This is a genomic window from Desulfuromonas sp. KJ2020, from assembly GCF_024197615.1.
Classification (GTDB): domain Bacteria; phylum Desulfobacterota; class Desulfuromonadia; order Desulfuromonadales; family SZUA-540; genus SZUA-540.
This window is the reverse complement of the sequence record NZ_JAKUKE010000001.1, coordinates 1,579,573-1,593,255: the sequence shown is the minus strand read 5'-3', so window position 1 is coordinate 1,593,255 and position 13,683 is coordinate 1,579,573. Positions and strand designations below refer to the sequence as shown.

The following is a 13,683-nucleotide window of genomic DNA, read 5'->3' as shown; positions in this document are numbered from 1 at the left end:
GAAACATACGAAGTCACAATAAAGTCATCGTGAGCCCCGGAATCCCTCCGGGGCTTTTTTTGTAGGAACGCGGAAAGAAGAAGAGCATGTCGTTTCACTCGTTTCAATTACACCCACAGGTCGCCGCCGGCGTCAGCGCCGCCGGCTACCATACTCCGACCCCCATCCAGACACAGGCGATTCCCCCCGTCATGGCCGGCCGCGACGTCATGGGCCTGGCCCAGACCGGCACCGGCAAGACCGCCGCTTTTGCCCTGCCGATTCTGCATCGGCTCATGGACGGTCCGCGCGGCCAGGTAAGGGCCCTGATCATCGCCCCGACCCGGGAGCTGGCCGAGCAGATTCACGGCGCCATCACCAGCCTGGGCGAGCAGACCCGGCTGCGCAGCCTGACCGTCTACGGCGGCGTCAACATCAACCCGCAGATACAGAAGCTCAAGCGCGGGGCAGAAATTGTCGTCGCCTGCCCCGGCCGCCTGCTCGACCATATCCGGCAGGGCACCATCGACCTGTCGCGGCTCGAAGTCCTCGTCCTGGATGAAGCCGACCAGATGTTCGACATGGGCTTTTTCCCCGACATCCGCCGCATCCTCGGGCATCTCCCGGCCAAGCGGCAGACTCTGCTCTTTTCGGCCACCATGCCGGCGGAGATTCGCAAACTCTCCAGCGAAGTGCTGCGCGATCCCCTGACCGTACAGGTCGATCGGGTGTCACCGGCGACCACCGTCAGCCACGCCCTCTACCCGGTGGCCCAGCACCTTAAAACCGACCTGCTGCTGCAGCTGCTGCAGCATACGGACACGGGCTCGGTGCTGGTCTTCACCCGCACCAAGCACCGCGCCAAGCGGCTGGGTCTGCAGCTGGAGAAGGCCGGCTACAAGGCCGCCTCCCTGCAGGGGAATCTGTCCCAGAACCGGCGGCAGGCCGCCCTCGACGGCTTTCGGGACGGCAGCTTCCAGATCCTGGTGGCGACGGATATCGCCGCCCGCGGTATCGATGTCTCCCAAGTCTCCCACGTGGTCAACTACGATATTCCCGACACCCCCGAGACCTACATCCACCGCATCGGCCGTACCGGCCGCGCTGCTCGCAGCGGCGACGCCTTCACCCTGGTGACCGGCGAAGATACGGCCATGGTGCGCGCCATCGAGAAGGTGCTGGGCAAAGCCGTCGAACGGCGCCAGGTCGCCGGCTTCGACTACAACCAACCGGCGCCGCCCAAGCAGCCCCAGGCGCCGCGGGCACCGCGCCCCCAGCGGCAAAAGGCCAAGCCCGCTCCGGCCGGCAAACAGGGCAACGGCCACGGCCGTCCCCGTCGCCCGGGTGGCCAGAAAAGCACCGGGAGCGTGAAGGCGGTTACCCGCTAACGCCTAGATAGAGAAGATAGGAAAGGCGGCCCCGATGGGGTCGCCTTTTTTCGTGCTGTTTTGAGTTAAGTATAAATGGTTAGTTTTCAACTATGTAGCGGGGTTCGTCCTGTCCGTCAACCCAAGCTGCCAATAGATAACACATACCATCTTCATCAACGATATATCGAACATGAAGCCGCCTGTAGGCGATATCTGTTACGGCAAGGTGAAACTCCTGATTGACGCCATTCAGTATTTTTCGTTTAACCGGCCAGGCGTGGGGATGTTCGTCCATGACGTCCAATATGGTTATCATAGCCGAAGGTAGGGCACGGTAGGCAGATGGGCTTTTAAGCCGCAAATATTCCCTAACACCCGAAAAGGCCGCTAGAAAGGTGGGAGTTTTCTGAATCCGGAGATATTTCCCGGACATTACTGCGCCTTCTTAGCTGACCGCAGATTGTCTCTAACCATTTCCTCGGCGATTTTCCTGTCCTCATCGATCATCTGAAGGAGATCGTCAATTGGAGTGGCGCGCCCATCCCTGATTTCCTCTAACGATTGCAAGGTCATGAGATCGGCCCTCCGCTCCAGAAGGTCTTCAGTGATCAGTCTTTGCCCACCGGCCTTGAAAAAGGCCTGGGGCGTCATATTGTGAACTCGGCAATATTCGCTGACATTGTGCAATTCTGCATCGTCTAGGGTGATATTGATCTGATTGCGTTTTGACATAACACGGGCTCTCCTTGCTAGGATTTGTAGCAATTCTAGTAAACGTGGTGCTGACATGCAAGAAAAACCGACCTTAGCGGCTTTCGTTCTTTCAAGGATGTCTCCATATCTTGTGCATGGGGGAGTTAAGTGCACACCCCAGTCCCTGATGTGTCTCCGTCAGTGAGAACAGCGATCCTGCCCGCCATCGTCCTCACGAGAGCAGTACTCCTCCGGCGGACGTCCTTCGGCGGCGCAGTGGCAGTCCAGCGGCTCGCCGCAGCGACGGCGCAGGGGCGGACGCCGAAAAAGGAGACCGATCCCGAGGCAGGCAAAGGTGAACAGGAAGGCCAACAGAACCATCAGAAAAATGGTCATGGCCTACATCCCGAAGTCATCGTAAAAGATGCTTTCCGGCTCGACGCCGAGGTTCTCCATCATCTCCCGGGCGGCCACCAGCAGCATGGGTGGCCCGCACAGATAGTATTCGCAGTCTTCCGGGGCCGGGTGGTCCTTGAGGTAGCGCTCATAAAGCACCTCGTGGATAAAACCCGTCGGGCCCTCCCAGTTGTCCTCGGGCTGGGGGTCGGACAGAGCCACATGCCAGCTGAAGTTGTCGTACTCGGCCGCCAGCTCCTTGAAGTCCGCGTCGTAAAAGAGCTCCTTGAGACTGCGCGCCCCGTACCAGAAGGAGATCTTGCGCTTGCTCTTCACCCGTAGCAACTGGTCGAAAATGATGGAACGCAAAGGCGCCATACCGGCGCCGCCGCCGAGGAAGATCATTTCCGCCTCGGTGTCGCGGGCGTAGAAATCGCCGTAGGGGCCGCTGATCGTCACCTGATCGCCCGGCTTGAGATTGAAGATGTAGGAGGACATTTTGCCGGGCGGCACATCGGGGTGGCGGGGGGGCGGCGTCGCCACGCGCACGTTGAGCATGATGATCCCTGGCTCACCGGGGTAGTTGGCCATGGAATAGGCCCGCTCCACCGGCTCCTTCACCACCGACTTGTACTGCCAGAGGTCAAAACGGTCCCAATCGCCGCGAAAACGCTCCTCGATGTCGAAATCCCGGTAATGGACTTCGTGGGGCGGCGCCTCGATCTGAATGTAGCCGCCGGCCCGGAAATCGACCTCTTCGCCTTCCGGCAATTCCAGCACCAGCTCCTTGATGAAGCTGGCGACATTGCGGTTGGAGCGCACCGTACACTGCCATTTGCGGATGGCAAAGATTTCCGGCGGCAGTTCGATTCTCAGATTCTGCTTGACGCTGACTTGGCAGGCCAGCCGCATCCCCTCCCGGGCCTCGCGGCGGTTGATGTGCCCTGTCTCCGTAGGCAGAATGGCACCGCCGCCCTCCTCGACCCGGACCAGACACTGCCCACAGGAGCCGCCGCCCCCGCAGGCCGAAGGGATGTAAATCCCCTGCGAGCCAAGGGTTTGCAGCAGCTTGCCACCGGGGCTGACTTTGAGAGACTTCTCCTCATCCTCGTTGATGACGATTCTGACCTTGCCGCGCGGCACGAGAAAATAGCGCGCCGTCACGATCAGGGCGACGAGAAGAAGGATGATGCCGGTAAAAAGAGAGACGCCGAGTACGACTTCAAGCATGAAAAAATCCGTCGTTATAATTGGATCCCCGAAAAGGCCATGAAGGCCAGGGACATGAGTCCGACCACGATAAAGGTGATACCGAGACCGCGCAGGCCAGCCGGGATGTTGCTGTAGTTAAGCCGGGTGCGAATGCCGGCCAGGGCGGTAATGGCCAAGGCCCAGCCCGTGCCGCTGCCCAGGCCGAAGACGATGCTTTCGCTGAAACTGTAGCTGCGCTCCACCATGAAGAGGGAGCCGCCCAGAATCATACAGTTGACGGTAATCAGGGGCAGAAAGATACCCAGGGCGGCGTAAAGGCGCGGCACGTATTTATCCAGCACCATCTCCAGAATCTGCACGATGGCGGCGATGACACCGATGTAGCAGATCAGCCCGAGAAAGGTCAGATCGACGTTGTCGAGGCCGGCCCAGGACAGCCCCCCTTCCCGTAGCAGGTAGCGGTAGATGAGGTTGTTGACGGGCACGGTGATGGTCTGCACGACAACCACGGCCAGCCCCAGACCTAAGGCGGTGTCGACCTTCTTGGAGACGGCCAGAAAGGTGCACATGCCGAGGAAGAAGGCCAGGGCCATATTCTCGATGAAGACCGCGCGGATGAATATGTTGAGATAGTGCTCCATCACGCCTCCTCCACCTGATCCTTCTTCCAGGTGCGCAAGGCCCAGATGAGCAGGCCGATAATAAAGAACGCACTCGGCGGCAGCAGCATGAGCCCATTCGTCACGTACCAGCCGCCCGACTGAGCCAGACCGAAGACCTGCACCCCGAAGAGGGAACCCGATCCGAAGAGTTCACGCAGAAAGGCCACGAGCAGCAGCACCAGGCTGTAGCCCAGGCCGTTGCCGATGCCATCGAGAAAACTCATCCCCACCGGGTTCTTCATGGCAAAGGCCTCGGCGCGTCCCAGCACGATGCAGTTGGTGATGATGAGGCCGACAAAGACGGAGAGCTGCTTGCTGATATCGGGCAGAAAGGCCTGCAGAAACTGATCGACCACGATGACCAGCGAAGCGATGATGGTCATCTGCACGATAAGGCGGATACTGTCAGGAATCTGCCGGCGGATGAGGCTGACGGAAGCGCTGGAAAAGGCCACGACGGCCGTCACCGCCAGGGACATGACCAGGGCCGTCTCCAGACGGGTCGTCACCGCCAGGGCCGAACAGATACCGAGAATCTGCAGCGCGATGGGATTGTTGTCGAAAATCGGCCCGAAGAGGGTTTTGCCCATCCTACCCATTGAATCCCTCCTGTCGCAAACGCTCCAGATAGGGACCGAAACCATCCGGCCCCAGCCAGTAGCGCAGCAGGTTGGTCACGCCCTTGGTCGTCATGGTCGCCCCGGAAATACCATCGACCTGATAGCGGGCCTTGGCGGAATCCTCATCCACCTGGCCACGCAGCACCTCGATACGCACCTCCCCCTTATCGTCGAAGACCACCTTGCCCGGCCACTGGGCCAGCCATTGGGGATTGTCCACTTCACCGCCCAGGCCAGGAGTCTCGCCGTGCTCGTAGAACCCGAAACCGGCAACGGTGCGCAAATCGGGTTGCAGAGCGAGATAACCGTACATGGTGGACCACAGCCCCTTGCCGTATACCGGCAGCACCACCTGGCGAACCTCGCCTTCCTGCCGGATCAGGTAGACAGGGGCAAAACGCGACCGGGTGCGCAGGCCGGCGATGTCCAGGTCGGCAGGAATGGTCCGATTCAGGGAAGGATCCCTTGCCGCCCGTTCCTGGTTGAAGGCTTCCGGGTCGAAGGCATCGCTGTAACTCCCCGTCGCCAGCTCGACCAGACGAGGATCGACATGAGCCTTCCAGAATTCATAAACGTCGTCCGTCGAAGTCATCAGGCCAGTGACAGCCAGGACATCGCCATAGTGGCGGACCAGAGCGTCCCGCTCCTTCTTGGCGCGCAACCCGGCCGTGGTCCCCGAGACCAGCAGGGAGCAAACGAAACAGACGAGGAAAGCGACCAGAAAAGTGCGGCCGACGGTATCATTGGCCATAGCGCATCCTCCGGCGCCGCATCTGTGCCTTGAGCACAAAACGGTCAATCAAAGGGGCCAGCACATTGCCGAACAGGATCGCGAGCATGGTTCCTTCCGGAAAAGCCGGATTGAGTACACGGATGAGAATGAGCATCGCACCGACGAGCAGCCCGTAAAACCATTTACCCGTATCGGTCAGGGCCGAAGAAACCGGATCGGTGGCCATAAACACCAGGCCGAAGGCGAGGCTGCCCAGCACCAGGTGCCAGTGTGGTGGCACGGAAAAGAGCAGGTTGCCTTCGCTGCCGACGGCATAGAGAAGCGACGAAAGACCAACGGCACCCACCAGCACCGCCAGCATGGTGCGCCAGGAAGCGACGCCGGTAAAGAGCAGGATGGCGGCGCCGATCAGACAGGCGAGGGCCGAAGTCTCGCCGGGGGCCCCCGGAATAGTGCCGATAAAAGCCTGCAGCCAGCTCCAGCCCTGCTGCACTTCGAGCAGCCCGCCTTCGGCGGCCAGAGCCAGCGGTGTGGCCGCGGTCACCCCGTCGATGGGCACGTAGGAATTACTACTGGAAAACTGCCCCGGATAGGCGAAGAAGAGAAAGGCATAGGCCGTCAGGGCCGGATTCATGAAATTGCGGCCCGTACCGCCGAAAATCTCTTTGCCCAACACGATGCCGAAGCTCACCCCCAGGGCGGCCTGCCACAAAGGGAGGGCCGGCGGCAGGATCAGGGCCAGCAGCAGGCCGGTAACCCCCCAGCCCTCATTGATCTCCAGCTGACGCACCGAAGCAAAGAGGGCCTCCCAGCAAAAGGCCATGAGCCAGCAGACCAGCAGCAGCGGTACGAAATAAAGAGTCCCCAGCAGCAGGTTGTCCCCCAGGTAGGCAGGATCGTGGCCGATGCCGAAGAGGGAAAAGACCCCCTGTCGCCAGCCTTCGAGGCGGGCGAGCCCTTCGGCCTGCATGGCCCGGTGCATCTGATAGCCGCTGTTCCACAGGCCGAAAAAAACGCAGGGAAGCAGAGCCACAACCACCGCCAGCAGAATGCGTTTGAGGTTCAGGGCGTCGCGCACATGCGGGGCGTTCGCCGTTTTCCCAGGCCTGGTGCGCCAGACACCAGCCAGAGCACGTTTAATGGGAGCAAGCCGGTCCGCGGCCATCACCCCTCCTTCTCAATGTCATCAAGAACGTTGCGCAGCAGCGATCCGAAATCGTTTTTCCCCGGGCAGACAAAACTGCACAGGGCCAGATCCTCCTCGGCCAGATCGAGGCAGCCGAGCGCCCGCGCGTCTTCACTGTCCCCCGCCGCCAGCGCCCGCAGTAGATAGGTGGCGGAAACATCCAGCGGCAGCACCTGCTCATAGGTGCCGATGGAATAGATGGCCCGCCCCTCCCCGCCCCGCGCCGTGGTGAAGCCGTGCGGCCGCCGCCGGGCCAGCCCGCCGGCAAAGAGATTGCGCACCGACCAGGAGCCGAATCCCGGCCGCAGCCAGCTGAGCGAGACGGGGGTATCCGGCGCTTCGGGCAACGCGCAGGCCTGCAGATGATAGCGGCCGAGAAAGCCGAGGGGACCGCGGGCGGCATGACCGCTCAGGGGCGATCCGGACAGCAGCCGCTGTGTCCCTTCGGCCAGTTCGTCCCGCAGCAGGTCGCCCAGATGCGCACCCAGACGGGTACGCAGCAGACGCGGCTTGCGCATGCCTTCTCCCCCCAGGGCAATGACCCGCTCCAGCCGCAGCTTCCCGCGTACAAAGAGATGGCCGATAGCAATGACATCCTGGTAGTCGATGTGCCAGACGGGGCGATCAACGGTCACCGGGTGCAGATGGTGAATATGCGTGCCAACCAGCCCGGCCGGATGGGGCCCGGCAAAAGCGACCGCCTCGAAGGTGTCCACCTCGGGCAGCTCCAGCCCCGGAGCCTGGCAAAGGTAGCGCGGGCCTTCGCACAAATGGCTGAGCACGCGCAGGCCGTGGTGGAAATTGTCCCGCTGCTCGCCGAGAACCACTGCCGGGTCGGCGGCCAGGGGATCGCTGGCCATGGCGGTGACCAAGAGGGCCGCAGGCATTTCCGCCGGGTCGGGCACGCGGTCGAAGGGGCGGCGGCGCAGGGCCGTCCACAGGCCCGACTGCAACAGGTTGTCGACGACCTGCTGGCGCGAGAGCTGCGACAGGCGATTTTCCGGGTAGTTCGGAAAGGTTTCCGCCGCGTCACCTTCCAGAGCGATCTCCACGGCCAGCAGCACCCGCTTGGGGCCCCGGTGGATCGCCGTCACCCGCCCGGCGCCCGGCGCGGTGAAGCGCACCTCGGGACAACGCTTGTCGGTGAAGAGGGTCTGACCGATCCGCACCTGGTCTCCTTCGGCCACTTCCATGGTCGGCTTGAGACCGGGATAGTCGGGCCCCAAAAGAGCCACGCGCTTTACGGAGGATCCGTTGTTGATATGCTGCTCAGGTTGTCCGACAAACGGGATATCGAGCCCGCGCCGTATCTGAATGATTTTCATGGGGTGGATTTCACCTGGTGTCATGGAGTAGATCAGTGCCGTCTCGTCAAATATCCATCAGACCCAGGGCGTTGCGAACCAGGGTCTGCTTTTCTTTCATCTCCTGCAGCAGCAGACTGTTGAAGATATCTTTCACCTCGGTGGAGGTACTTCGCTCCATCATTTCCTCGTAGAGCTCAACCAACTGTCCATCCAGCTCCAGTGCTAGATCCAGCACATCGTCAAAAGGCATATCCTTTCCCCGATCCACCTCATGGAGGGCGGCAAAAATATCCTGATCGTGGGAGTACTTGAACCAGCTGGACAGCACGCTTTCCGGGAGGTCATCCCGAAAGGCGGCGATATTCTTTTCCAGGTTCAGCTCATGGCGAGAAATATAGTCCAGCAAAAGGCGCACCCGCGCATTGCTGCAGTGCTTTTTCAGTTCGGTATAAAGAAAACCGGCCTGCTTATGGAAAGCCCCAATATTATTGAGCACATCCCGGGTCTGTTCAAACCGCATTCAACCCCTCCTCCGCAAAAGTCATGAACAAGGACAAACCACGCACAGCCTCTTAAGTATAACGTCAGACCGGACCATGTCCACCCTGCCGCCGGGCGGGGACACAGGTGTCGGGCTGCCCGAAAAAGCGGCTATCTTAGTGGAGGGGAAAAAGATTGAAAACAAAAAAGCACCAAACGACAAGACGAACCGAACGGTCATTTCCCCGGCGGCCGGTCCAGGCGCCAGGCATAGAGGGTCAGAGGAACCAGCAGGAGACAGGCGCACAGATAGGGATAGACGTGGTTGACCTGATATAAGCTGGTGCCGATAAGCGGTCCGGCCACGAACCCCGCCGCCGGGCAGGCGGAGACCAGGCCACCGACGGCACCCTGCTCTTCCGGGCCCACGGACAAGGAGGCACCGGCCGTGAAGCCGGGAGCGACCAGTCCCAATCCCAGGCCGAGAATCCCCATCAGCCCCACCAGCATGGGCACACTGCCCGCCAGAAGGAGGGAAGGATAGCCAACCAGCAGAAGAGGCAAACCCACCTTGATCAGGCGCCGGGGAGTCATGCCCGCGCGGCGGACCAGAAAAGATTGGGCGAAGAGCGACATGGAAGCCGACACCATCATGCCCATGCCGATGGCCTGCGCCGTGGTCTGGCCGTCGAGGACAAAGCGATCCTGAAAATAGAAGCCGATGGTCTGGCTGACCATGGAAAAGGAGAGAAAGGTGCCGACCCCGACAACCATGAAAGGGAAATAGCGTCGATCAAAGAGCCGCAGGCGAGGCGGTCTCCCCGACCGATGGGCACTGCGGGTCGGTTCCTTCATGACCAGTGCGAGCAGCACGGAACTGACCAGCGCGCCGGCAGCGGCGACATACAACGGCGCCAGCAAACCGATGGCGGCCAAAGCGCCGGCCATACCCGGACCCAGAATCGTCCCCAGGGTGCGGGCCGCTCCCAGCCGCCCCATTCCCACCACCCGCTGCCTGTCGGTGGTGGTATCCGCCACATAGGCCGAGGCCGCGCTGGGCGCCGCCGAGATGAGGGACGCCATGAGAACCCGCGAGGAGATGGCCAGAACATAGAGCAGCAAACCGCTTAAGGCCCCCTTCAGCCCGAAAAGGAAGACCGTCGCAAAAAGCAGGGAGCCAAGGACGTAGCCGAACTGGCCGACCAGCAAAACCGGCTTACGCCCCCAACGGTCGCAGGTACGCCCCCAGAGGGGACTGGTCAGGGTAAAAACCAGGGAAGAACTGGTGATAATCAGGCCGATCTGGATTTCCTTAAGACCGACCTCGCGACCGAGGGGCGCCAGCAGGGCAAAGGTCATCGACTGGCCAATACCCGTGGCGAGTACGCTGAAAAGGACCAGGGCTGTCACCAGACGCGTCGATGGATGAAAAGGGGAAGCAGAGGATGTCATAGACCCCTGACACTAGGCCATCGTCCTCCGTAAGGCAAGAGCAATGTGGCCTTCCTGTCGCCTCAGGGGAGCTTGGGCCACCGGGCCGGGTGGGTAAAGACGTAGTCGTTATCCTTGGCCGGGGTGTGGCAGCCGATGCACTCCTGCACGAAGGAGGCGTCCTGGCCGTAGGGCACCTGCTCCGGACCGCGCCAGCGGGCGAAGCCCCAGCCGTGGGTAGCGGCAAAACGCCCGCTGTCCTTGATCATGAACTCGGTATGCAGCAGCTCGCCGGGGACCTGGGCGGCCGGCCACAGGGCGTGGGTCGCATCCTTCCATACGATCTTGCCCAGCATGGCGCCGTCCGGCCAGGGATTGGTCTGCCCTGCCTGCGCCGCCGCGATGGCCACGTCGTTGCCCAGAATCACCCGCAGCGACTGGTTGTCCGTGCGGTGCGAAACGGCAATGACTCGCCAATCCCGATAGCCTTCCGGCACCTCGATGCCGTTGGGCGCCGGCGCCAGCTTTTCGCCCGCCCCGGCCGCCACGGCGCCGCCTAAAATCAGCATCGCCAGAATTACCCCTATTTTTTTCATAAGCACCTCCTCCTGCCGTAATTTGACCGTCCGGCCCTAAAGAGACGAACGCCCTGAAAGCATAGCAGGCAAAACCCCCTTGCCAACCGGCCGTCTCGCCCCGGTCATGGCCGCAGCCAGCGCCTCCCCGCCTCCACCTGCAGGGGCGGCGGCACCACATGCGGGGGGAGCGGCAGCACCGTCGTGGCCGCGGGGGGCTGCAGTTCCCGGTAGAGTTCCTCCCAGCGGCGCAGATAGCTCTTGGAAAGGTGCGTGGGCAGCAGAAAGCGCGGGGCCAGACGCTGGGCCAGCTCGTTCAGGTCGCGGGTAGACAGGTGATAGGACTGCCGGGCCTTGGCCACATCCTCGGCCAGAAAGGCGCAGTCGGCACAGAGCAGGGTGAGGTCGTTGAAAAAAGCCAGGATGCGGGCGCGGTTCGCCATCGTCCAGCCGACATCGGTGAGATAGCCGACCGCTTCCGTGCGCTGTTCCAGGCGGATCGATTCGTACAAGGGCCTCGCTTCACGCGGGGCGCTCACGACAGCCTCCCCCTGGCGCTGCCACACCGGCAGCGTCCCTTCCCCCTCCCCCTGCCAGACGCGGTGCTTGAGCTCCCTGATCCACGGCCCCTGCACCAGCCCCTGCGCCGCCAGTTTCTGCCGGTCGAGAGCAAAGGGCGATCTTTCCTCCAGGCGGAAGGCGAGCACCGGCAGGCGATGATCGAGAATGACGGCGCTCACCCGGGCATAACGACAAGACCAGATAACCGGACCGTCGCGACGGGAGACCCCGTCGCTGTGACGACGGAAACCCTGCGGGCCACTGAAACGATAGTGATGGATTTCGGCGGGATGAACCTCGTGCACGCGCAGGGTGCACCAGGTCGGTTCGCACAGGTTCCAGTCGTAGCCGCTGAGCTGATGGTAGACCCGCTCGGCCATGCCGGCCGGTCCATAGAGGTCGAGAGCTTTGGGAGAGGCGTGATGGTGGCGCACCAGGGTCGGCAGCCCCATGAGGTGGTCCATGTGGGCGTGGCTGACGAAGACCGTATCGATGGGCTTGACCACCCGCTTGGCCAGGTGGGCGAGCTGGCCGCAGTCAAAGAGCAGCGCCCGCCCCAGCGGGCGAATACGCACCCACAGCAGGGGATCGTCGAGCAGGCCGGCGAAAAAAGCCGGTTCGAGGTAACGAAAGGGCAGACGCTGGGCAGCAGGCATGTCCGTTTCCCTTTCATACAGGCGCGAGCCGATTCAGGCGGCCGCCAGTCTCAGACGCTCACCCGGTTCTTGCCCGCCCGCTTGGAGCGGTAGAGGGCCTGATCCGCCGCCTCTACCAGCGCCAGCAAGGTGTCGCCGTCTTCGGGGCAGCTGGCGACACCGATGGAGATGGTCGGCTGCAGCGCGATACCATTCTTTTCCAGACCCGCTTCCTGCAACAGCCGGCGGATCTCCTCGGCCACCTGTACGGCGGCGGCCTTGTCATAACCGGGCAGCATGGCGGTAAACTCGTCGCCGCCGAAGCGGCAGGCCCGCCCCTGCTCGCCCAGCACCCGGGCGATCAGGCGGCCGGTCTGGGCGATGGCGTACTCCCCGAACAGGTGCCCATGGGTGTCGTTGATGGGTTTGATACCGTCCATGTCCATCATCAGCACCGACAGCGGCCCCCCCTGCTGCAGAGCATGCTGCAAGGCGACGGCGAGGGCATCGTCGAAGCAGCGCTTGCTGTCGAGCCCCGTCAGGGGATCGACGCGCGCCAGCTGCGACAGCTCATCGTGATAGCCGAGGTCCATGGCGTCCACCATGGAAAAGCGCAGCACCGCCTGGCCCAGGTAGATCTTGTCCCCCTCGACCAGTTCCCTGACCCCGGCCAGCGGCTGGCCGTTGACCCGGGTGCCGTTGGTCGAGCCGAGATCTTCCAGCCCATAGCGGCCCTCCGCCTGCCGCGTGATGCGGGCATGGCGCGAAGACACCATCATGTCCGTCAGTACCAGGCCGCACTCCCGGGCGCGGCCGACCAGGATCTCCTGGCCGATGGGCTTGTTATGCCCCAGATCAGCCCGATTGCCCCGTATCACGGTCAGCACCGCCTGCTTCTGGTGCGCCTGGGCTGAAAGCTCCCCCGGCCTGAAAATCATCGTCTCACTATGGCGAGCCCTGTCCTTGTTTCCATTATTCATTTGAGTCCCCTTTGCAAACACAGAACTGCCTGAAGTTTAGCAGATCAGCGCCGGTTTCGTCCATCGGCCCGCAACAATAATCCGTTCAGTACGGTTGATCTTTATCGTATTGATCTTAAACTCATAGAGGATGCACAGGCACAGGACTCAAGAAAATACCTCCTCAACCAGGGCGAAAGATGAATATTCTCATCTGTATCAACAACCGGGTTTTGGCTGAAGGACTGCAGCGAATCATTTTTGACCACGTGACGGGTGCGATGGTCGACAAATGCTTTTCGGGCCGGGATGGCACCTGGCCAGACCTCGTGCTGTTTGATTCCCGCGAGCGCATTGATCTTCTCAAAAAGCACTATACCCGCGCCCGTTTTCTGTGCATCGATGTCGGCCTGAAAGATACGGATCTGGCCTGGCTTCTTTACTGCCAGGGGATTCACGGTATCATCTCCCCCGAGCTCGACGTGAGCATGTTCGGCAAGGCGCTGCGGGCCGTGTATGAGGGACAAATCTGGGTCGAACAGATTCATCTCAAAGCGGTCTTCGGCGAGGGCACCACGTTTCCCTCCCGCGGACGTTTGCGGGGTCTGAGCGAACAGGACCGAAAAATCGTCAGACTCGTCGCCGGCGGCAGGAAGAATCGGGAGATTGCCGACCTCCTCTGCCTGAGTGAACCGACCATCAAGGCCCACCTCAGCCGTCTCTACAAAATCCTCAAGGTCAATAACCGCTCCGGCCTGGTCGCTTTGGCCGCCGAAAGCGGCTGGACCGGCGAACAGGAGTCCTAGCCTTTCGTCTATCCCTTCCTGACTTTCGTATATATCCCTTCGTTGCTCATTAAGCTCCCCTTGCATCATTGCGGCCCC

Annotated in this window: 15 protein-coding genes; 2 read left to right on the top strand and 13 right to left on the bottom strand. The window is 61.8% G+C overall.

What is annotated here, in order from left to right:
• Window positions 1-86 precede the first annotated feature (86 nt).
• A complete protein-coding gene (locus MJO47_RS07280) occupies window positions 87-1,367 on the top strand; it encodes a DEAD/DEAH box helicase (protein WP_253960454.1) in 1,281 nt (426 codons plus the stop codon).
• A 414-nt stretch (window positions 1,368-1,781) separates the two neighbouring features.
• On the opposite strand, the gene MJO47_RS07275 is transcribed toward MJO47_RS07280, so the two are convergent.
• From MJO47_RS07275 to MJO47_RS07215, 13 genes are all read right to left on the bottom strand, one after another.
• Window positions 1,782-2,081 (bottom strand): hypothetical protein, encoded by a 300-nt coding sequence (locus MJO47_RS07275; protein WP_253960453.1) that lies wholly within the window; start codon window positions 2,079-2,081, stop codon window positions 1,782-1,784.
• A gap of 159 nt (window positions 2,082-2,240) precedes the next feature.
• Complete coding sequence (locus MJO47_RS07270; RefSeq protein ID WP_253960452.1) at window positions 2,241-2,438, bottom strand: hypothetical protein; 198 nt, start codon at window positions 2,436-2,438, stop codon at window positions 2,241-2,243.
• 3 nt (window positions 2,439-2,441) lie between these two features.
• Window positions 2,442-3,668 (bottom strand): NADH:ubiquinone reductase (Na(+)-transporting) subunit F, encoded by a 1,227-nt coding sequence (gene nqrF, locus MJO47_RS07265; protein WP_253960451.1) that lies wholly within the window; start codon window positions 3,666-3,668, stop codon window positions 2,442-2,444.
• 14 nt (window positions 3,669-3,682) lie between these two features.
• Complete coding sequence (gene nqrE / locus MJO47_RS07260) at window positions 3,683-4,291, bottom strand: NADH:ubiquinone reductase (Na(+)-transporting) subunit E (protein ID WP_253960450.1); 609 nt, start codon at window positions 4,289-4,291, stop codon at window positions 3,683-3,685.
• A complete protein-coding gene (locus MJO47_RS07255) occupies window positions 4,291-4,911 on the bottom strand; it encodes an NADH:ubiquinone reductase (Na(+)-transporting) subunit D (protein WP_253960449.1) in 621 nt (206 codons plus the stop codon). Before MJO47_RS07255 ends, nqrE begins: the two co-directional genes overlap by 1 nt.
• A complete protein-coding gene (locus MJO47_RS07250) occupies window positions 4,904-5,683 on the bottom strand; it encodes a Na(+)-translocating NADH-quinone reductase subunit C (RefSeq protein ID WP_253960448.1) in 780 nt (259 codons plus the stop codon). Before MJO47_RS07250 ends, MJO47_RS07255 begins: the two co-directional genes overlap by 8 nt.
• The gene (locus MJO47_RS07245) at window positions 5,673-6,830 is read right to left on the bottom strand and encodes an NADH:ubiquinone reductase (Na(+)-transporting) subunit B (protein WP_253960447.1); all 1,158 of its coding nucleotides are present in this window, start codon (window positions 6,828-6,830) and stop codon (window positions 5,673-5,675) included. Before MJO47_RS07245 ends, MJO47_RS07250 begins: the two co-directional genes overlap by 11 nt.
• Window positions 6,830-8,170: a Na(+)-translocating NADH-quinone reductase subunit A gene (locus tag MJO47_RS07240; RefSeq protein WP_371926651.1), complete on the bottom strand. Its 1,341-nt coding sequence runs from the start codon at window positions 8,168-8,170 to the stop codon at window positions 6,830-6,832. The genes MJO47_RS07245 and MJO47_RS07240 overlap by 1 nt, the downstream gene beginning before the upstream one ends.
• Window positions 8,171-8,222: 52 nt before the next feature.
• A complete protein-coding gene (locus tag MJO47_RS07235) occupies window positions 8,223-8,678 on the bottom strand; it encodes a hypothetical protein (protein WP_253960445.1) in 456 nt (151 codons plus the stop codon).
• Window positions 8,679-8,875: 197 nt separating this feature from the next.
• Window positions 8,876-10,090 carry an MFS transporter gene (locus MJO47_RS07230; protein ID WP_253960444.1) on the bottom strand — a complete coding sequence of 405 codons (1,215 nt, stop codon included), beginning with the start codon at window positions 10,088-10,090 and terminating at the stop codon, window positions 8,876-8,878.
• A gap of 62 nt (window positions 10,091-10,152) precedes the next feature.
• The gene (locus tag MJO47_RS07225) at window positions 10,153-10,665 is read right to left on the bottom strand and encodes a cytochrome P460 family protein (protein WP_253960443.1); all 513 of its coding nucleotides are present in this window, start codon (window positions 10,663-10,665) and stop codon (window positions 10,153-10,155) included.
• Between the two features lie 104 nt (window positions 10,666-10,769).
• Entirely contained in the window at window positions 10,770-11,861 is a 1,092-nt protein-coding gene (locus tag MJO47_RS07220; protein ID WP_253960442.1) for an MBL fold metallo-hydrolase, read from the bottom strand.
• Between the two features lie 50 nt (window positions 11,862-11,911).
• Window positions 11,912-12,820 (bottom strand): GGDEF domain-containing protein, encoded by a 909-nt coding sequence (locus tag MJO47_RS07215; protein WP_253960441.1) that lies wholly within the window; start codon window positions 12,818-12,820, stop codon window positions 11,912-11,914.
• Window positions 12,821-12,999: 179 nt separating this feature from the next.
• Between MJO47_RS07215 and MJO47_RS07210 the strand changes: the two genes are divergently transcribed.
• Window positions 13,000-13,605: a response regulator transcription factor gene (locus MJO47_RS07210; RefSeq protein ID WP_253960440.1), complete on the top strand. Its 606-nt coding sequence runs from the start codon at window positions 13,000-13,002 to the stop codon at window positions 13,603-13,605.
• Window positions 13,606-13,683: the final 78 nt, after the last annotated feature.